At 71.1% G+C, this 17,250-nt stretch carries 22 protein-coding genes; 15 read left to right on the top strand and 7 right to left on the bottom strand.

Annotated features, from left to right (window positions below; all coding sequences use genetic code 11):
* The first annotated feature begins 46 nt into the window (after positions 1 to 46).
* From A3CQ_RS0147150 to A3CQ_RS0147105, 10 genes are all read left to right on the top strand, one after another.
* Positions 47 to 304, top strand: a complete 258-nt coding sequence (locus A3CQ_RS0147150; protein ID WP_014447131.1) for an RNA-binding protein — start codon at positions 47 to 49, stop codon at positions 302 to 304.
* Between the two features lie 2 nt (positions 305 to 306).
* Entirely contained in the window at positions 307 to 870 is a 564-nt protein-coding gene (gene rimM / locus A3CQ_RS0147145) for a ribosome maturation factor RimM (RefSeq protein WP_026206993.1), read from the top strand.
* A gap of 2 nt (positions 871 to 872) precedes the next feature.
* Positions 873 to 1,631, top strand: a complete 759-nt coding sequence (gene trmD, locus A3CQ_RS0147140) for a tRNA (guanosine(37)-N1)-methyltransferase TrmD (RefSeq protein WP_020517961.1) — start codon at positions 873 to 875, stop codon at positions 1,629 to 1,631.
* A gap of 127 nt (positions 1,632 to 1,758) precedes the next feature.
* Positions 1,759 to 2,115: a 50S ribosomal protein L19 gene (gene rplS / locus A3CQ_RS0147135; RefSeq protein ID WP_020517960.1), complete on the top strand. Its 357-nt coding sequence runs from the start codon at positions 1,759 to 1,761 to the stop codon at positions 2,113 to 2,115.
* Between the two features lie 177 nt (positions 2,116 to 2,292).
* Positions 2,293 to 3,192, top strand: a complete 900-nt coding sequence (lepB, locus tag A3CQ_RS0147130; RefSeq protein WP_084699521.1) for a signal peptidase I — start codon at positions 2,293 to 2,295, stop codon at positions 3,190 to 3,192.
* Entirely contained in the window at positions 3,189 to 3,839 is a 651-nt protein-coding gene (lepB, locus tag A3CQ_RS0147125) for a signal peptidase I (RefSeq protein WP_020517958.1), read from the top strand. Before lepB (A3CQ_RS0147130) ends, lepB (A3CQ_RS0147125) begins: the two co-directional genes overlap by 4 nt.
* Before the next feature lie 43 nt (positions 3,840 to 3,882).
* Entirely contained in the window at positions 3,883 to 4,347 is a 465-nt protein-coding gene (locus tag A3CQ_RS0147120) for an NUDIX hydrolase (RefSeq protein WP_020517957.1), read from the top strand.
* Complete coding sequence (locus tag A3CQ_RS0147115) at positions 4,347 to 5,198, top strand: ribonuclease HII (protein WP_020517956.1); 852 nt, start codon at positions 4,347 to 4,349, stop codon at positions 5,196 to 5,198. Before A3CQ_RS0147120 ends, A3CQ_RS0147115 begins: the two co-directional genes overlap by 1 nt.
* On the top strand, positions 5,195 to 5,518 hold the full coding sequence (locus tag A3CQ_RS0147110) for a DUF2469 domain-containing protein (RefSeq protein ID WP_020517955.1): 324 nt from the start codon (positions 5,195 to 5,197) through the stop codon (positions 5,516 to 5,518). Before A3CQ_RS0147115 ends, A3CQ_RS0147110 begins: the two co-directional genes overlap by 4 nt.
* A 74-nt stretch (positions 5,519 to 5,592) precedes the next feature.
* Positions 5,593 to 6,138 carry a murein hydrolase activator EnvC family protein gene (locus tag A3CQ_RS0147105; RefSeq protein ID WP_051115564.1) on the top strand — a complete coding sequence of 182 codons (546 nt, stop codon included), beginning with the start codon at positions 5,593 to 5,595 and terminating at the stop codon, positions 6,136 to 6,138.
* On the opposite strand, the gene A3CQ_RS0147100 is transcribed toward A3CQ_RS0147105, so the two are convergent.
* Together A3CQ_RS0147100 and A3CQ_RS0147095 are read right to left on the bottom strand one after the other, a co-directional pair.
* Positions 6,135 to 7,322: an aminotransferase class V-fold PLP-dependent enzyme gene (locus A3CQ_RS0147100; protein WP_020517953.1), complete on the bottom strand. Its 1,188-nt coding sequence runs from the start codon at positions 7,320 to 7,322 to the stop codon at positions 6,135 to 6,137. The two genes, A3CQ_RS0147105 and A3CQ_RS0147100, sit on opposite strands and share 4 nt — an antisense overlap.
* A gap of 17 nt (positions 7,323 to 7,339) precedes the next feature.
* The gene (locus A3CQ_RS0147095) at positions 7,340 to 8,281 is read right to left on the bottom strand and encodes a tyrosine recombinase XerC (RefSeq protein ID WP_026206991.1); all 942 of its coding nucleotides are present in this window, start codon (positions 8,279 to 8,281) and stop codon (positions 7,340 to 7,342) included.
* A 79-nt stretch (positions 8,282 to 8,360) separates the two neighbouring features.
* On the opposite strand from A3CQ_RS0147095, the gene A3CQ_RS56495 reads away from it, so the two are divergent.
* A complete protein-coding gene (locus tag A3CQ_RS56495) occupies positions 8,361 to 8,885 on the top strand; it encodes a DUF6636 domain-containing protein (RefSeq protein ID WP_157297170.1) in 525 nt (174 codons plus the stop codon).
* 125 nt (positions 8,886 to 9,010) lie between these two features.
* On the opposite strand, the gene A3CQ_RS0147085 is transcribed toward A3CQ_RS56495, so the two are convergent.
* Together A3CQ_RS0147085 and A3CQ_RS63475 are read right to left on the bottom strand one after the other, a co-directional pair.
* A complete protein-coding gene (locus A3CQ_RS0147085) occupies positions 9,011 to 9,415 on the bottom strand; it encodes a winged helix-turn-helix domain-containing protein (protein WP_020517950.1) in 405 nt (134 codons plus the stop codon).
* A gap of 419 nt (positions 9,416 to 9,834) precedes the next feature.
* The gene (locus A3CQ_RS63475) at positions 9,835 to 10,275 is read right to left on the bottom strand and encodes a hypothetical protein (protein ID WP_020517949.1); all 441 of its coding nucleotides are present in this window, start codon (positions 10,273 to 10,275) and stop codon (positions 9,835 to 9,837) included.
* A gap of 781 nt (positions 10,276 to 11,056) precedes the next feature.
* Between A3CQ_RS63475 and A3CQ_RS0147075 the strand changes: the two genes are divergently transcribed.
* Positions 11,057 to 11,242 carry a hypothetical protein gene (locus A3CQ_RS0147075; protein WP_051115563.1) on the top strand — a complete coding sequence of 62 codons (186 nt, stop codon included), beginning with the start codon at positions 11,057 to 11,059 and terminating at the stop codon, positions 11,240 to 11,242.
* Positions 11,243 to 11,277: 35 nt separating this feature from the next.
* On the opposite strand, the gene dprA is transcribed toward A3CQ_RS0147075, so the two are convergent.
* Genes dprA through A3CQ_RS0147060 form a run of 3 tightly spaced genes read right to left on the bottom strand, consistent with a single transcriptional unit; the run spans position 11,278 to position 14,349 of the window.
* Complete coding sequence (gene dprA / locus A3CQ_RS56490; RefSeq protein ID WP_040434203.1) at positions 11,278 to 12,474, bottom strand: DNA-processing protein DprA; 1,197 nt, start codon at positions 12,472 to 12,474, stop codon at positions 11,278 to 11,280.
* Positions 12,458 to 13,990 carry a YifB family Mg chelatase-like AAA ATPase gene (locus A3CQ_RS0147065; protein WP_020517946.1) on the bottom strand — a complete coding sequence of 511 codons (1,533 nt, stop codon included), beginning with the start codon at positions 13,988 to 13,990 and terminating at the stop codon, positions 12,458 to 12,460. The genes dprA and A3CQ_RS0147065 overlap by 17 nt, the downstream gene beginning before the upstream one ends.
* Positions 13,990 to 14,349 carry a YraN family protein gene (locus A3CQ_RS0147060; RefSeq protein WP_020517945.1) on the bottom strand — a complete coding sequence of 120 codons (360 nt, stop codon included), beginning with the start codon at positions 14,347 to 14,349 and terminating at the stop codon, positions 13,990 to 13,992. The genes A3CQ_RS0147065 and A3CQ_RS0147060 overlap by 1 nt, the downstream gene beginning before the upstream one ends.
* Positions 14,350 to 14,495: 146 nt before the next feature.
* On the opposite strand from A3CQ_RS0147060, the gene A3CQ_RS0147055 reads away from it, so the two are divergent.
* From A3CQ_RS0147055 to tsf, 3 genes are all read left to right on the top strand, one after another.
* The gene (locus tag A3CQ_RS0147055) at positions 14,496 to 15,194 is read left to right on the top strand and encodes a hypothetical protein (protein WP_020517944.1); all 699 of its coding nucleotides are present in this window, start codon (positions 14,496 to 14,498) and stop codon (positions 15,192 to 15,194) included.
* Between the two features lie 213 nt (positions 15,195 to 15,407).
* Positions 15,408 to 16,352, top strand: coding sequence for a 30S ribosomal protein S2 (gene rpsB / locus A3CQ_RS0147050; protein WP_020517943.1), 945 nt, complete (start codon positions 15,408 to 15,410; stop codon positions 16,350 to 16,352).
* A gap of 12 nt (positions 16,353 to 16,364) precedes the next feature.
* Positions 16,365 to 17,204, top strand: coding sequence for a translation elongation factor Ts (gene tsf / locus A3CQ_RS0147045; protein ID WP_020517942.1), 840 nt, complete (start codon positions 16,365 to 16,367; stop codon positions 17,202 to 17,204).
* Positions 17,205 to 17,250: the final 46 nt, after the last annotated feature.

The raw sequence follows: 17,250 nt of genomic DNA, 5'->3' as shown, positions 1-17,250 counted from the left end.
GCTGTCGCCGAGACCGCAGAGGCCGCGTCCGCAGAGGATGGCGCCGGTGCCGGCGCCGACGCGAGCTGACGGGGCGCTCCGGCCGGCGCTGGAGCACCTCGTCAAGGGCATCGTCGACAACCCGGACGACGTCCGGGTCCGGCTGGTCGACTCGCGCCGTGGCAAGCGGCTCGAGGTTCGCGTGCACCCGGAGGACCTGGGAACGGTCATCGGGCGCGGCGGCCGGACGGCCAAGGCCCTGCGTCAGGTCATCGGGTCGATCGGCGGCCGCGGCATCCGCGTGGACATCGTCGACGCGTACTGATGCTGCTCGTCGTCGGTCAGATCGGTAAGCCGCACGGGGTCCGGGGCGAGGTCTCGGTGTCCGTGCGCACGGACGAGCCCGAAGAGCGTTTTGTCGCCGGTTCGGTGTTCACCACGGAGGTCCCCCGGGATCGCCGGGTGAGCGCCGGGCCGGCGGCTGCCGTTCCGGGCGTGCCTTACCAGGTGCCCTCCTCGCTGGTCGTGGAGTCGGTGCGGTGGCATCAGGGGCGCGGGATCGTGCAGTTCGAGGGCGTTCACGACCGGAGCGTCGCGGAGGCCCTGCGGGGCGTGCTGCTTCAGGTCGAGAGCTCGTCGCTGAAGCCACCGGACGATCCCGACGAGTTCCACGATCACCAGCTGGTCGGGCTGTCCGTCGTCGGGCTGGACGGTGGCGCGCTCGGGACCGTTGCCCGGATCGACCATGCGCCCGCGTCGGACCTGATTGTTCTCGACAGATCGGGCGGGGGGACGGCCCTGATCCCGTTCGTGAGCCAGTTCGTGCCGACCGTGGACGTCGCCGGTGGGCGGATCGTCGTCGATCTGCCCGAGGGTCTGCTGGACCTCTGAGCATGCGCGTCGACGTAATCACGATATTTCCGGACTTCTTCGCTCCGCTGGAGCTGTCGCTGATCGGGAAGGCCCGTGCGACGGGTGTTCTCGACCTGAGCGTGCACGACCTGCGCACCTGGACGTCGGACGTGCACCGCACGGTGGACGACACGCCGTACGGCGGTGGGCCGGGCATGGTGATGCGTCCCGAGCCGTGGGGGCAGGCCCTCGACGCGGTCGGCGACGGCACCCTGGTCGTCCCGTCCCCGGTCGGCAAGCCGTTCACCCAGGCCGACGCGCACGAGCTCGCCACGCTGGACCATCTGATCTTCGCCTGCGGGCGGTACGAGGGGATCGACCAGCGGGTCATCGACGACGCGGCGTCCCGGATGCCGGTCCGCGAGATCTCGCTCGGCGACTACGTGCTGTTCGGGGGCGAGGTCGCGGTCATCGTGATCATGGAAGCCGTGACCCGGCTGCTGCCCGGGGTGCTGGGGAACGCCTCCTCGCTCGACGAGGAGTCGCACGCCGCGGGGCTGCTCGAGGCCCCGATGTACACCAAGCCGGCCTCCTGGCGCGACCACGACGTCCCGGACATCCTGCGGTCGGGTGATCACGGGCGGATCGCCCGCTGGCGGCGGGATCAGTCGCTGCTGCGGACCGCCGCCCGGCGCCCCGACATGATGGCCGCCTATCCGCCCGCGTCTTTGGACAAAGCGGACAGGAAGACGCTGGCCGAGGGCGGATTTCGGATCACGCCCCCCGCTGTGGCAGAGTAGGGAGGTTGCCGTTTTCGCTTCGCGCCGCGGAGCGGAGACGAGGATCCCCCACCGCACCACACCGGGGGATCAGAATTACCCGCCGCGCATCGAACTCCCGATGCGCTTTGAGCACGAGGATGCAGCGATGAACACGCTGGACGCTCTCGACGCCCAGTCGCAGCGCACCGACCTTCCCGACTTCCGGGCCGGCGACACCGTCAAGGTGCACGCCCGGGTCGTCGAGGGAAACCGCTCCCGCGTCCAGGTCTTCCAGGGCGTGGTGATCGCCCGCCAGGGGGCCGGCCTCCGGGAGACCTTCAAGGTTCGGAAGATCAGCTTCGGCGTCGGTGTCGAGCGGACCTACCCGATCAACAGCCCGGCGATCGACCGGATCGAGATCGTCTCCCGCGGTGACGTGCGGCGCGCCAAGCTCTACTACCTGCGCGAGCTCCGCGGCAAGAAGGCCAAGATCAAGGAGCTTCGGGAGAAGCAGACCGTCTGATTCCCATCGATCCGGCACGCGGGCGGATTACGCTTGCGCCTGTGCCGGATGGGATCAATGTGAACCCTTCCAGCGCTACCGCCCGTAAGACCTCGCGAGGGACTCGGGCGGTAGCGCTGTATTCAGCCGGTTCAGTGCTGTATCCGGGGCGGTTCGGCCGGTCGTCGGCGGCGGGAGATGCGAAGCGTGGAACCGATGCAGGGCTATCGGCCGTCCGAGCGGCGGCGGCGCTCGATGCTACGGCGCAAGGAGATGCCGCTCTGGCAGGAACTGCCGCTGCTGCTCGTGGTGGCGTTCTGCCTGGCCGTGCTGATCCGCACGTTCCTGGTGCAGGCGTTCTACATCCCCAGCGGCTCGATGGAGAAGACGCTGCTGGTCAAGGACCGCGTCCTGGTCAACAAGGTCGTCTACGACCTGCGTGACCCGGTCCGCGGCGAGATCGTGGTCTTCCGCGGCACCGACAACTGGGCGCCCGAGGTCACCGAGCCGGTCAGCAACAGCTTCGCGGCCAAGCTGGGCCGCACGATCGGCGACCTGGTCGGGGTCAGCCGCCCGGGGGAACGCGACTTCATCAAACGAGTGATCGGCCTGCCGGGCGACAAGGTCGCCTGCTGCGACGACAAGGGCCGGATCACGGTCAACGGGGTCGGGATCGACGAGCCGTACATCGCGGACGGCTACAACTCCGACCTCAACCAGCCGCCGAACCCGACCCAGTGCACGAGCCGGCGGTTCGCCGAGATCACCATCCCCGAGGGTGAGATGTTCGTCATGGGCGACCACCGCCAGGTCTCCCAGGACGCCCGATGTCAGGGCCCCGTGCCGATCAAGAACATCATCGGCCGGGCCTTCGTGATCGTCTGGCCGAGCAGCCGGTTCACCAGCCTCTCCGTGCCCGATGTCTGGAAGACGTACGCGGCCGACCATCCGACTGCCCTGGGCGCGGAAAACCAGGTCCCGGTTCGGCGGGACAACCCCGGGGCCGACGCTTTCGTCCTACCGTTTCTGTTATCTGCGGGCCTATCCGCGCGTTCCGGACTGCTGTTCGTGACGCGGCGTCGTAGGCTCCCCTCGTGATTGACGAGCAGACCGCTAAGCGCAAGGGATCCTTCTGGCGCGAGCTTCCCATTCTGCTGGGGGTGGCGATCCTCGTCGCCGTCCTCGTGCGCGCCTTCGTCCTGCAGACCTTCTACATCCCGTCCCCGTCGATGGAGCACACGCTCAACGTGCTGGACCGGGTGCTGGTCAACAAGCTCGTCTACGACTTCCGCGACCCGCGGCGCGGCGAGATCATCGTCTTCAAGGCGCCCGACGACTGGCAGTCCGGCGCCGAGGGGGAAGACTTCATCAAGCGGATCATCGGTACGCCCGGCGACAACGTGGTCTGCTGCGACGCGCAGGATCGCCTGATGATCAACGGCGTCTCCCTCGACGAGCCGTACATCTACCGCGACGCCGACGGCAACCAGGACCCGGCCGCCGACCAGGCGTTCAACATCGTCGTGCCCAAGGACCGCCTCTGGGTGATGGGCGACCACCGCTCGGCCTCCGGCGACTCGCTCGAGCACTACGAGGAGAGCAACAAGGACGTGCAGGAGGCGACGATCCCGGAGGACTCCGTGGTCGGGCGTGCCTTCACGGTCTTCTGGCCGGTGAGCCGGGCCAAGTGGCTCTCGGTGCCGGACGGCTTCGACAAGATTCCGGACGCCTCGGCGGCAAAGTAACACCCGCTCGATAGATCCACCTCGGGCGCAATAGGCTTGCCGCGTGACCGCAATCGACCGCCGTGCCGCCCGCGTGCTGCTCGTCGACGGCGCCGGCCGCGCCCTGCTGCTGCACGGGGGAGATCCGGCCCGTCCCGGGGAGCGTTGGTGGTTCACCCCCGGCGGCGGGCTCGACGGCGACGAGACGCTGGCCGAGGGCGCCGCCCGGGAACTGTTCGAGGAGACCGGCCTGCGGGTCGACCCGGCCGAGCTGGGCCCGCCCGTGTGGCACGAGGTGACCGAGTTCAGCTACCGCGAGCGCGACTACCGCCAGGAGCAGGATTTCTTCCTGCTCCGGGTGACCGAGTGGCAGATCGACACGGCCGGCATGGACGACGACGAGCAGCAGACCATCACCGAGCACCGCTGGTGGTCGGCCGCCGAGATCGAGGCGAGCGACGAGCAGGTCTTCCCGCGCGAGCTGGCCGACCTGCTGCGGCGGTTCACGGCGATGGCGGGTGAGCGCTGATGCTGGCACCTCCCCGCACCGTCGTCCGCCGCGAGGGCGGCCTCTACGCCCTCGAGAGGGCGCTGCAGCGCCGCGGGTTCCGCAACGTGGCGGGCGCCGACGAGGCGGGCCGTGGCGCGTGTGCGGGCCCGCTGGTGGCGGCGGCCGCGATCCTGCCCGAGGGCAAGCGCGGCGAGATCGACGAGCTGGCCGACTCGAAACTGCTGACCCCGGCCGCCCGGGAGCGCGTCTACGAGCAGGTGGTCGAGCGGGCGCTCGCCTGGTCCGTGATGATCATCCCGGCCACCGAGGTCGACGCGCGCGGCCTGCACGTGTGCAACCTCGCGGCGATGCGCCGCGCGCTGGCCTCGCTCGCCACCGCGCCCGAGTACGTGCTGACCGACGGCTTCCCGGTCGACGGCCTGGGCGTGCCCGGCCTCGCGGTGTGGAAGGGCGACCGGGTCGCGGCGTGCGTGGCGGCGGCGAGCGTCCTGGCGAAAGTCACCCGGGACCGCATCATGGTCGAGCTGGACGGCCAGTTCCCCGACTACGGGTTCGCGGTGCATAAGGGATATGTGACCGACGAGCACAGCGCCGCGCTGCTGCGGCACGGCCCCTGCGCCGAGCACCGCTTCTCGTACGTGAACGTGGCGGCGGCCTCGGGCCGGGGCAACCGGCCGCCCCGGGCGCGGCGACCGGCGGTGGTGGAGGCGGCGTCGCTGTTCGACGCGGATCTCCTTGATGCATCCGTAGCCGAGCCGCCGGTGCTTCCGGACGCTGGTGAGGGTACCGTCGGCGTGGCGTCGGGCGACCAGCCTCAGCCGTCGCCGTCGGTGGGGGAAGATGAGGCCATGGAGGGCGAGAAGCGATGAGCGCAGAGGATCTCGAGAAGTACGAGACCGAGATGGAGCTGCAGCTCTACCGGGAGTACCGCGACATCGTCCGCCAGTTCTCCTACGTAGTGGAGACGGAGCGCCGGTTCTACCTGGCCAACCAGGTCGACCTGCACGTGCGCAACTCGGACGGCGAGGTGTATTTCGAGGTCGAGATGCACGACGCCTGGGTGTGGGACATGTATCGACCGGCCCGGTTTGTCAAAAATGTCCGGGTAATGACGTTCAAGGACGTCAACGTCGAGGAGCTGGAGAAACCCGACATCTCCCTGCCCGACGACGCCGGCTTCGGCAGCTGAGCGGGTTTTCCACAGGCCGGGGTTGTCCACAGGGGCGTTCGCGGCGGCGCTGAGAATTCGGGAGGGTGGCGGCCATGCCACCCGTCCTCGCTCTGCTCCTCGTGTTGCTGCCCGCGCCATTCATCCATCCGGTCGCCGCTTCTCACGGTTGGCCGGCGCTGCTCGCTCAGTCGCCGGTCGGTTCCTTCGGCTGGCCGGTGTCGCCGCCGCGGGTCGTCCGCCGGTTCGATCCGCCGCCGCGCCCCTGGTTGGCCGGCCACCGCGGGGTCGACCTGGCCTCGACCGCGGGAATTGAGGTGCGCGCCGCCGGGGCCGGGACGGTCGTCTTCGTGGGCGAGGTCGCGGGTCGCGGGGTGGTGAGCGTCGCCCATCGCGGCGGGCTGCGCACGACCTATGAGCCGGTGTCGGCAACCGTCAACGTTGGCGATCAGGTCAACCCGGGCGATCCGCTCGGGCGGCTCGACGCTGGTCATCCCGGGTGCCCGGCCGCGGCCTGCCTGCATTGGGGGCTTCTGCGGGACGGGCTCTACCTGGACCCGCTGGCGCTGCTCGGGCTCGGCCGCGTCCGCTTGCTCCCGCTGGACCAGCGCGCTCCGGCCCCGCTTCGCTACAGGCGCTAGCGCTGCAGGCCGGCCAGCAGCGGGGGGAGGCGCTCGGCCAGGCGGTCGTACTCCTCGGGACGGTTGTAGATCTGGGCGCTCAGCCGCAGCAGCCCGCGCCCACCCCAGGCGTTCACGGCGGTCTCGGTCGCCAGCTTGTCGGAGATCAGCGTGCGCAGGGCGATCGCCTCCGGCCCGGTGGTGGCCAGGCCGGCCGGCAGCGGAAGCACCCGCATCGCCGTCTCGGGCGTCGCCGGCTGCGGCAGGTCAGCCGGGGTCAGCCCGAGCGCGGCGCCCACCACCCGCTGGCCGTAGGCGACCAGTGCCGCGTTGTGCCGCCGCACTTCCTCCCAGCCGAGCGTGCGCAGCGTGAACAGTCCGGTCGGGGCGGCCAGCCAGGGGGTGTAGTCGAGCGTCCCCTGGTACTCCACGGAGAGCGGGAAGCCCTGCTCCTGCTCCCACGAGACGACCAGCGGCTCCATCCGGCGGCGCCAGGCGGGAGCGACCGCCAGCAGGGCCGTGCCGCGGGGGGCGAACGCCCACTTGTGCAGGTTGCCCACCCAGAAATCGGCGCCGATCGCCGAGACGTCGACCGGGAGCATGCCGGGGACGTGGGCGGCGTCGACCAGGATCGGGATCTCGTGTTCGCGGGCGGCCGCGGCTATCTCCCGTACGGGAAAAATGGCCGCCGTGGAGGAAGCGATCTGATCGATGATCAACAACTTGGTTTTGCCCGGCCGCAAGGCCGATCTGACCCTCGAGATCACCTCGGTGTCGGACGCGCCCAGCGGGAGCGCCACGGTCCGCGCGGTCGCGCCCACCCGGCGGCACTGGCGGCGGGTGGCCAGGCCGACCGAGCCGTAACCGTGATCGGTGAGCAGCACCTCGTCGGTCGGCCCGAGGCGCACCGACTGGAGCACGAGCGAGATCGCCGAGGTCGTGTTGGGCACGAGGGCGCTGCCGTCCGGGTCGGCGCCCAGGAACGCGGCGATGTGCCGTCGGGTGTGGATGACCCGGTCGAGCATGCCCTGGGTGTGGAACTTGTGCGGGTTCGCCTCGATCTCGTCGCGCAGGCGCTGCTGGACGCGCTGCACCCCGATCGGGACCGCGCCGAAGGAGCCGTGGTTGAGATAGGACACGGCCGGGTCCAGCGAGAACAGGAGGCGGGCACCCGGGAGGGGTGCGGGCGGGTCTCCGGCGCTCACGCCTCGATCGTACGGGGTCACGCGCGGGGGTGTGCCTGTTTGAAGGCGGCCCGGAGGCGCTCGGTCGAGACATGCGTGTAGATCTGCGTGCTCGACAATGACGAATGCCCGAGCAGATCTTGTACGGCCCGCAGGTCGGCGCCGCCGTCGAGCAGGTGGGTGGCGGCCGAGTGACGCAGGTCGTGCGGGCTGGTGTGTGGGAGGCCGGCGGCCCGGGCGGCGGCGTCGACGATCCGGCGCACGACGGTCGGCTGGAGCCTCCCACCCTTGACGCCTAGGAAGAGCGCGTCACCGCCGGCCGTGTCCCGGGACGCCGGCGCCAGCGCCGGGCGGCCGTGGCGCAGCCAGTCGTCGAGGGCGCGCTGGGCGGGGAGGCCATAGGGGACGGCGCGTTCCTTGGCGCCCTTGCCGAAGACCCGGACGAGCCGGCGGCCCTCGTCGAGATCGGAGAGGTCGAGGCCGCAGAGCTCGCTCACCCGGATGCCGGTGGCGTAGAGCAGTTCCAGGACGGCGCGGTCGCGGTCGCGTTCGCTTTCGGGGCCCTTTCTTGCGGGGCCTTGCATCAGGGTCGCGGCCTGGTCGGCGCGGAGCACGGTGGGGAGATCGCGGTGGGCGCGCGGGCTGGCCAGATGTGCCCCCGGGTCGGCCGGGGCGAGACCGGAGCGGTGTGCCCAGGCGGTGAAGTTCCGGGCGGCGGCGGCTCGGCGTGCCTGCGAGGTGCGGGCGGCGCCGTCCCGCATGCGGACGGCCAGCCAGCCGCGGAGGGTCGCCAGATCCAGGTCGGCCGGGGTGCGGTGGCCGGTCCGGGCGGCGTGGTGCAACAAAGAGATCACATCACCGACGTACGCCCGGACCGTGTGCTCGGAGCGGTTGTCGACGCGCGCGAGGTGCCGGCCGAACTCGTCGACCGCGTCGCGCATGGCGACCGGGAGTTCCTCGTGCATCTGGCGCGTATCCATCGGGGTTGACCGTCATCGCTGGGGGGCGTGGAGTCAAGCGTCCACGCTGTTGCGGGCCGTTCTTAGACTTCGCCTCACCATGGCACCGATCCGAGTTCTTCGTGCGCCGGCGCTGGGGCTGGCGCTCGGGCTGGCGTTTGTCGCGCTGGGCGCCTGCTCCTCGCCGGACTCTTCCTCGTCGCGCCCGCCTTCGCCCCTGCCGGCGGCGAGTGCGGGCTTCGGCGGTCCGGCCGACAGTGCTGCCACCTTGACCTTCTCGGACGTCGACGAGGTGTTCTTCCAGACCCCGTCGAAGAACATCTTCTGCTCGCTGACCGCCTCGGCCGTCCGCTGCGACATCATCCGCAAGACGTGGACGCCGCCCTCGAAACCGGCCGACTGCGAGCTGGACTGGGGCAACGGCATGTACATCGACGACGGCAAGGCCGGCTTCACCTGCACCGGCGACACGCTGATCGGCTCGGCCACGGCGACGCTGGAGTACGGGAAGGGGTACCGCTCGGGCTCGGTGCAGTGTGCGAGCGAGAGCACGGGCCTGACGTGCAAGGACGAGAAGTCGGGGCGGGGATTCACGCTGGCGGTGGCCCGCTACGGCATCTTCTGACGCGGCCCGTTTCTGTCGTACCCCCGCCCTAGGGTCGAAGCATGACCCGCTCCGCCTGCCTCCGCTCCCTTTCGCCGGGGTCTCGCCTGGCTCGCGGGGTGACGGATGCCGGGGTTGCCTCGCCGTCAGGGGCGGGTGAGCTGCACCCGGTCGGCGGGGTGGACGGTCTCGGTGCCGTCGGCGGCGGTCACGACCAGGACGGGGACGCCTTCGCCGAGGCGGTACTTCCGGCGCTCGGCGTCGGTGGGCATGCGGGCGCTCGCGCGTTCGCCGCGGCCCAGCGTCACGAGCTCGGTCGGCTCGGGGACCCGGACGAACGTCCCTCGTGGCCGGTCGACGGTGACCAGGCCCTCGGTGCGGAGCTGGCCGATCGCCTGGCGCACGGTGGTGCGGCTGATGTTGTATTCCTGCGCGAGGCGCAGCTCGCTGGGCAGCGGCTCACCCGGGCCCAGCTCTCCCGACTCGATCTGATTGCGGAGCAGGTCGGCCAGCTGGCGGAACACCGCTCGGTCCGCGGAAGGATCGATCATGCCAGTCAGTTTACGTGGCCACGATGCTCCATCATATTGTACGTACGACCCCATGTAGGTAGGATACAACTGCCGCACCGAGAAGGCTGGGACTTGATCGGGCGGCAGGGCGGGCGGCGGTTGTCGATCGCTCGTAGGGTCGCGAAAGCGCCTGGTGCGCGGTCCGGCCGTCGCCCGTTCCACCGCAGTCGGGAGACCTGCGGTGGCTACCTCGCGGCGACCTCGGCCGGCCGGGCGCAACGACCTTCCGGTCCCGAGATTCCCCTCGCCATCAGCAAAAGGTCCACAATGCGCACTGCCGAACCGGCCCTGCGCCATGTGCTGGGCGAGCCGGTTGGGTGCGTCCGCACGTTGCTTGCTGGGCGCGGCCAATGCGCGCCCGTGCGGTGTGCCTCGTGGCGAGTCCGAGCCGGTGCGTGTCACTCGCCTTGAGTTGTCGTGTCGCTGGCCCAGGAGATGAAGCGTTCGTAGAGGTCGTTCGGGGCGAGGTCGCCGTGATGGCGCAGGTCGAGGACGGCGTCGTACATATGGCCGGACAGGTAGATGGTCAGCACCGACGGAAACCCGCGGAACTCCGTCAGCAGGTTGTCCTTGGCCTTGGCGCACGGCCATGGCTGTTTGCACACACGGCAGTCCCACGCGGGGCGGTCGTGCAGGTGCTCGATGGCTTCCATGATTGCGGTCATCGGTGTCCCCAATCGCCCGCCGGCCTCGGGCTGAGCCGGCGGACTGGTGTTGTGCTTGTGCTTGCGCTGGTGGGAGAGGGTGGCGGCCCCGATCGAGTGCCGAAGGGCGATCGCGCCGACCCCCGTCCGGACCGGCACGCCAACCTGGCGTACCGGCCCGACCGGCGCGGTCACCGGCTCGGTCGCCCCCGGCCCGGCAGTCGCCGAGACCCGTGTTCGTGGCGCGGCGCCTCCACGCGCGCGACGCAAGAGCGGAGAGTTCCGTGCTCCCGGGCGATCGGGCTCGGGCGCGTCGTGTTGGCCGCGGTGGGCCGGGTGCGTGGGCGCTGCCGTTGGGGTCGGCTGCTCGGGCTTGTCGTGTTGGCGGCGGTGGGTCGGGGTCGGGAGCGGGGCGTGCTGGGGACGGGGGCGGCCCCGGTCCGGGGCACGGGGCACGGGCTCGGACCGGGGCCGCCCAAGGCGCCTTGTCCGCCGGGATGGACGGCGGGTCCGCCGGGATGAGCGGTGGATCCGCCGGGGTGAGCGGCGGGGGCGCTGGGGAGTGGTGGCTGGGGTGTGGGACGTGGCGGGGGAGTTGGAGTTGGGGGAGGTGGTGGCTCGGTCGGGAACGGGAGCGGGACGGCGAAGCCGCAGTGCACCGGGAACGGGACCGAAGCCAGGTACTCGATCAGTGGGTGAATGGGGGTTGTGGCAGTGCTGGGTGGGAACGGCCGGGGCTTGGCCGGCACCCGCCGATCGACACATGGGCTGGTCAGCCCGCAGGTGCAGCGCCGCCAGAGGGTGCGCCAATCTCGCCTGTGAGTGGGGGTCAGTGGGACCGGCTGGGATGTCTGGCGACGCCTAGTCATGGGCACAGTATAGATGTCATACGACTAGCTGTCTCCTATCAACTTTGTGATTGACTAATAGTCTCACGCCTACGGTCGATCACGTGGCAGTGAAACCGATCCGGCTCATGGGCGCGCACGAGATCCGTATCCGACTGGGTGGCGTCAGCCGACAGCGTGCGTACCAGATCACCAGTCGGGCCGACTTCCCCAAGCCGCTCGCCGACCTGGCGCAGGGCAAGGTGTGGTTGACCGACGACGTCGAGGCGTGGATGAAGGTCCACCGGCGCGACCTGGACGACTCCGAGGACTGAACGGGCGCGGGGTGGCGCACGCGAGTCGTGGGGGCTCACGGCGCTGCCCTCGGCCGCCGGGCGAGGGCGACCTCGCCATCTCGGCGTACCACCAGACCGGCGACTTCCAGCAGGGACAGCCGGCGTAGCACCGTGCGCAGCGACAGGCCGGCCCGGGCGGCCAGCTCCTCCTGCGTGACCGAGCCGCGCGGCGGCACCGCCTCGAGCACGAGCGCCGACTCCTCGTCGAGGGTGTCCCGCCGGTGCTCGGGCCCGCGCGGCGCCGGCTTGCCGTACTCGCCGATCCGGCCGACCGCCTCGAGCACGTCGTCCACCCCGGTCACCAGCGTCGCGTCCGGCCGCGAGCGCAGCAGCTCGTGGCAGCCCACCGACATGGCCGAGGTGACCGGGCCCGGCACGACCATCGCGGCCCGGCCCAGGGCCAGCACCCGGCTCATGGTCTGGGCGGCTCCGCTGCGGGCGGCCGCCTCGACGACCACGGTCCCGGCCGTGGCCGCCGCGATCACCCGGTTGCGGATGAGGAACCGGTGCCGCAGCGGCTCCGACCCCGGCGGCCACTCGCTGATCAGCAGTCCCGCGTCCGCGATCCGCTCGAACAGCGCGGCGTTCCCGGCCGGGTAGGGCCGATCGACCCCGCAGGCCAGCACCGCGACCGTGATCCCGCCCGCGAGGACGGCCGCCCGATGAGCCGCCGCGTCGATGCCGAACGCGCCCCCGGACACCACGGTCCAGTCGTTCTCGGCCAGCCCCGCGGCGATCTCCGCCGTCACCTGGTTCCCGTACCCGGTGGAGGCTCGGGCCCCCACCACCGCGACCGACCGTTCGAGCGTCGGGCCCAGCGGCCACGAGCCACGAACCCAGATACAAAGCGGCGGCCGTACGTCCCGATTGACCCGCCCTGGAGCCTCCAGCTCCAACGTCGCGAGCGCCTCGACCCGCCCCGGCCACTCGTCGTCCGACGGCACCACGATCCGCGCGCCCAACCGCGCGGCCCGCAACAGCGTCGCCTCGGCGAACCGCCGTGGGTCAAGCCCCGACCGCCGCGCCGCGACCGACGTCTTCAACGCCTCCTCGGGAACGTCCCCCCGCATGAGCCGCTCGAGCGTCGCCGGAGCCCCCTCCGCCCGCACGAGAGACCAAACCGCCCGATGCCCCGGCTCAACCAGCGACGTAAGAGCCACCCGTGCCGCCCGGTCCTGGTCGGAGCCGGGGGCGTCACTCGGCGTACTCATGGGACTCACCCATCCGCAGCTGAATCGCCTCATCCACCTCGGGACGGCCGGGGCGGGTCTTGCCGTCCAGGTCGGCGAGGGTCCAGGCCAGGCGCAGGACGCGGTCGAAGCCGCGGGCCGAGACCAGGCCGCGGTCGAGGGCCAGCCGCAGGTCGGCCGTGTCGCCGGGGGGAAGTGCCCAGGGGCGGTCGCGCAGCTGGGGTCCCGGCACCTCGCCGTTGACCCGCCAGCCGTCGGCGGCCCAGCGCTGCGCGGCGGCCCGGCGTGCCCGGCCCACCCGCTCGGCCACGACGGCCGACGTCGGGGCCGGGGTTTCCGGGTTCACCAACTGGGCGGCGCGCACCGGCGGCAGCGTGATGCGGATGTCGATCCGGTCGAGCAGCGGGCCGGACAGCTTGGCCCGATAGCGCCGCCGCACGGCCGGCGCGCACGTGCAGTGCTGATCGCCTGCCGGGGAGGCACAGGGGCACGGGTTGGCCGCGACCACCAGCTGCACGCGGGCCGGGAATTCGGTGGTGCCACGCGACCGCCCGAGGATCACCCGGCCGGTCTCCAGCGGCTGTCGCAGGGCCTGCAGGGTCGGCCCGGACATCTCGGCCACCTCGTCGAGGAACAGGACGCCGCGGTGGGCCAGCGACAGGGCGCCCGGCCGGGCCAGGCCACTGCCGCCCCCGATGAGGGCGGCCATGCTGGCGCTGTGGTGCGGGGCCTGGAACGGCGGGCGGCGGATGAGCCGGCCGCCGGTCGGCAGTACGCCGGCGATCGACTGCAGCGCGCTCACCTCGAGCGCCGAGACGTCGTCGAGTTCCGGGAGGATCGAGGGGAGACGCTCGGCCAGCATGGTCTTTCCCGCGCCCGGCGGCCCGAACAGCGCCAGGTGGTGCCCGCCGGCCGCGGCCACCTCGAGACCCCACCGGCCCATCTCCTGGCCGGCGATGTCGGACAGGTCGAGTCCGGCGGCCGGCTCCACGCCGTTCACCGGCGGCGGCTCGAGCAGTGGACCGGCGCCGCGGACGAAGGAGACCAGGCGGCGGAGGGAGTCGACGGCGTGCACGGTCACGCCGGGCACCACGGTGGCCTCGTGTGCGTTGTCCAGGGGCACGATCACCCTGGTCACGCCGGCCTGGACCGCGGCGGCCACCATCGGCAGCACCCCGCGCACCGGCCGGACCGCGCCGTCGAGGCCGAGCTCGCCGAGAACGACGACGCCGTCGAGAGGGCCGGCCGGGAGGTCGCCCGCGCCGGCCAGCATCGCGGCGGCGATCGCGAGATCGAAGCCGCTGCCCTGCTTGGGCAGGGCCGCGGGCAGCAGATTGACCGTGGTCCGCCGGTTGGGCCAGGTCTCGCCGGAGTTCACCACCGCGGCCCGTACCCGGTCGCGGGCCTCGTTGAGCGCCGTGTCGGGCAGGCCGGTGAGCACGACGGCGGGCAGGCCCATGGAGAGGTCGGCCTCGACCTCGACGACATGGCCGGCGACGCCGACGAGCCCGACACAGAGGATGCGCGCGTAGCTCATCAGAACGCCGAGCGGATGTGCGTGAGCCGTGCGGGGCCCTGGCGCTGAAGGCAGACCTCGACGACGTCGAAGCGGACGATCCTGGCATGGAGGCCGCTCTCGGCGAGCCAGCGGTTGGCCAGCTGCCGGAGCTTGCGGACCTTCCGCGAGTCGATGGCCTCGGCCGGGGATCCGAAATTGGCGCCACGCCGGGTCTTCACCTCGCAGAAGACAAGGTCGTCACCGTGGCGGAGGACCAGGTCGATCTCGCCGTCCGGGCAGCGCCAGTTCTGATGAAGGACTACTAAGCCCTGCTCCCGGAGGTATTCGGCCGCGAGTCGTTCGCCGTAGGCGCCGACTGCCTGTCGTTCCGTCGTCATGGCGGACAACCGTGTACCGGTTCCGGGGGTCGCGCGAGCGGGGTTGTGGACAGAGCGCGACTGTGGAAAACCGCACGGTAGTCGTTCGGGTGTGTTATGGCCCCAGCGGTGGCATCGGCGTCCTTGGTCACCTACGGTGCGACATCGTGGAAGGACACCGCTACGCCGACGACGAGCCGAGCTGGTACTCCGGCCAGGGTCAGTACGGCCATACGACCGATCCGGAGATCTCCGGCATCCACGAGCGCCCGAGTGGCGCGTTCCGCCTGCCCGAGCAGCGCCCGGCGGGGGCGCCGGCGACCAATCCGTACGCCCTGAACGACCCGCTCGCCACGACGGGCGGCCACTCGTTCGCGGCCGAGGTCGACGCCGGTCCCGCGTACGACTCGATGCGGGTCCCGGTGCGCGGGCCGGAGTATCCGACCATCCGGCCGACGGGGGCGGAGCCGATGGCGCCGGTCGCACCTCTGGGGCCGGGAGGCCAGCCGCAGATGCCGATGGCGGAGCCGACGAGCCTCGTGCCGCCGATCGCCGCGTCCAAGGTTCCGGAGGCGGTCTACCACGCCCGGCGTCCGGTTTCGTCGTTCCTGGTGGCGATCGTGATGATTGTCCTGATGATCCCGGTTGTGCGCCTGCTGATCGACCAGACCTTCAGCGGCGACCCGAACGCCCGCGGCATCGTCCCGGCCGTGCTGCTGACGCTGGGGTTCACGCTGACCGGCATCGGGCTGTTCGCGATCGCCCGGGGCGGCACGATCACCCGCGAATCCTGGCTGCGCCCGCCCGTGGCGTACCTCCCGGCTGGTTTGATCTTGCTCTTGGCGGCCGGACTAGCGGTCGCTTAGGACCCTCGAAAGCCCTGGCGTATGCTTGGTGCTCGGCGACCGCCACGTGCGGTCGACCTCGCGTGCCCTCTGTCAGGTTCCCTAACCGGGGCCGGCAGCGACGGCCCTCCCTGGTCTCGATCTACTTCGGGTCCGACTGCGGCCGGCGACCGGGCGCCAGGACGCCCACCGCCGGTGGGCGTGACAACCAGGGAAAACAGGGAGCAACCCACCATGGCCGTCGTGACCATGCGCCAGCTGCTGGAGAGCGGTGTCCACTTCGGGCACCAGACCCGGCGCTGGAACCCGAAGATGAAGCGCTTCATCTTCACCGAGCGTAACGGCATCTACATCATCGACCTGCGCCAGACGCTCGACTACATCGAGAAGGCGTACAGCTACGTGCGGGACACCGTCGCCGAGGGTGGCCACATCCTCTTCGTCGGCACCAAGAAGCAGGCGCAGGAGGCCATCGCCGAGCAGGCGACCCGGGTCGGCCAGCCGTACGTCAACCACCGCTGGCTGGGCGGCATGCTCACCAACTTCCAGACGGTGTACAAGCGCCTGCAGCGCATGAAGGAGCTCGAGGCCCTCGGCGACCTGAGCGGCACCGCCGCCGGGTACACCAAGAAGGAGACCCTGCAGCTCTCGCGCGAGAAGGACAAGCTCACCAAGACCCTCGGCGGTCTGCGTGACATGACCAAGGTGCCGTCGGCGATCTGGGTCGTCGACACCAAGAAGGAGCACATCGCCGTCGACGAGGCCCGCAAGCTGGGCATCCCGGTGATCGCCGTGCTCGACACCAACTGCGACCCGGACGAGGTCGACTTCCCGATCCCGGGCAACGACGACGCGATCCGCTCCGCCGAACTGCTGACCAGGGTCGTCGCCAGCGCCGTGGCCGAGGGCCTGATCGCCCGCTCCGGCCGCAACCGCGGCGGCGAGGACACCAAGCCCGAGGCGGGCACCGTCGCCGCCGGCGAGCCGCTGCCGGAGTGGGAGCGCGACCTCTACGAGGGCGCCGAGAAGAAGGCCGACGAGGCCGCTCCGGTCGAGGCTGCCGCTCCGGTCGAGGCTGCGGCCCCGGTCGAGGCCGCCGCTCCGGTCGAGGCTGCCGCTCCGGTCGAGGCAGCCGCTCCCGTCGAGGCAGCCCCCGCCGAGACTGTCCCCGCCGAGTAAAAAGAGAGAGTCATGGCTAACTACACCGCCGCGGACGTCAAGAAGCTCCGCGATCTGACCGGTGCCGGCATGATGGACTGTAAGAAGGCGCTCGAGGAGGCCGACGGCGACTTCGACAAGGCCGTCGAGTTCCTGCGCATCAAGGGCGCCAAGGACGTCGGCAAGCGGGCCGGCCGCACGGCCGCCAACGGCATCGTGAGCCACTACGGCACGGCGCTGCTCGAGCTCAACTGCGAGACCGACTTCGTCGCCAAGACCCCCGACTTCGTCGCGCTGGGTCAGCAGCTGGTCGAGTTCGCCGCGAAGAACAACATCGCCGACGCGGCCGCGCTCTCGGTGGCGGTCCTGCCCGACGGCAAGTCGGTGGCGGACACCATCCAGGAGTACAGCGCCAAGATCGGCGAGAAGATCGTCCTGAACCGCTTCGTCGACCTCGACGGCGCGAACGGGACCGTCGCGGTCTACCTGCACCGCAAGGCGCAGGACCTGCCGCCGCAGGTGGGCGTCCTGGTGCAGTACACCGGCAAGACCGACGAGGCCGGCGACGCCGACGCCCGCGGCATCGGCATGCAGATCGCCGCCATGCGCCCGCGCTTCCTCACCCGTGACGAGGTGCCGGCCGAGGTCGTCGACTCGGAGCGCCGCATCGCCGAGGAGACCGCCAAGGAGGAGGGCAAGCCGGAGAAGGCTCTGCCCAAGATCGTTGAGGGCCGGGTGAACTCCTTCTTCAAGGACTTCGTCCTGCTCGAGCAGTCCTCGGTCGTCGACAACAAGAAGACCGTGAAGCAGATCGCCGACGAGGCCGGGCTGACCATCACCCGCTTCGTGCGCTTCGAGGTCGGCCAGGAGTAACGCCAAGCGCAAGTGTCTGGGGAGGTCGGGAACGCGATTCTGCGTC

It is taken from the genome of Paractinoplanes globisporus DSM 43857 (assembly GCF_000379645.1).
In the GTDB taxonomy this organism is placed as follows: domain Bacteria; phylum Actinomycetota; class Actinomycetes; order Mycobacteriales; family Micromonosporaceae; genus Actinoplanes; species Actinoplanes globisporus.
Note: the sequence above shows the minus strand (reverse complement) of the source record. Positions and strands in the feature narration are given on the sequence as shown.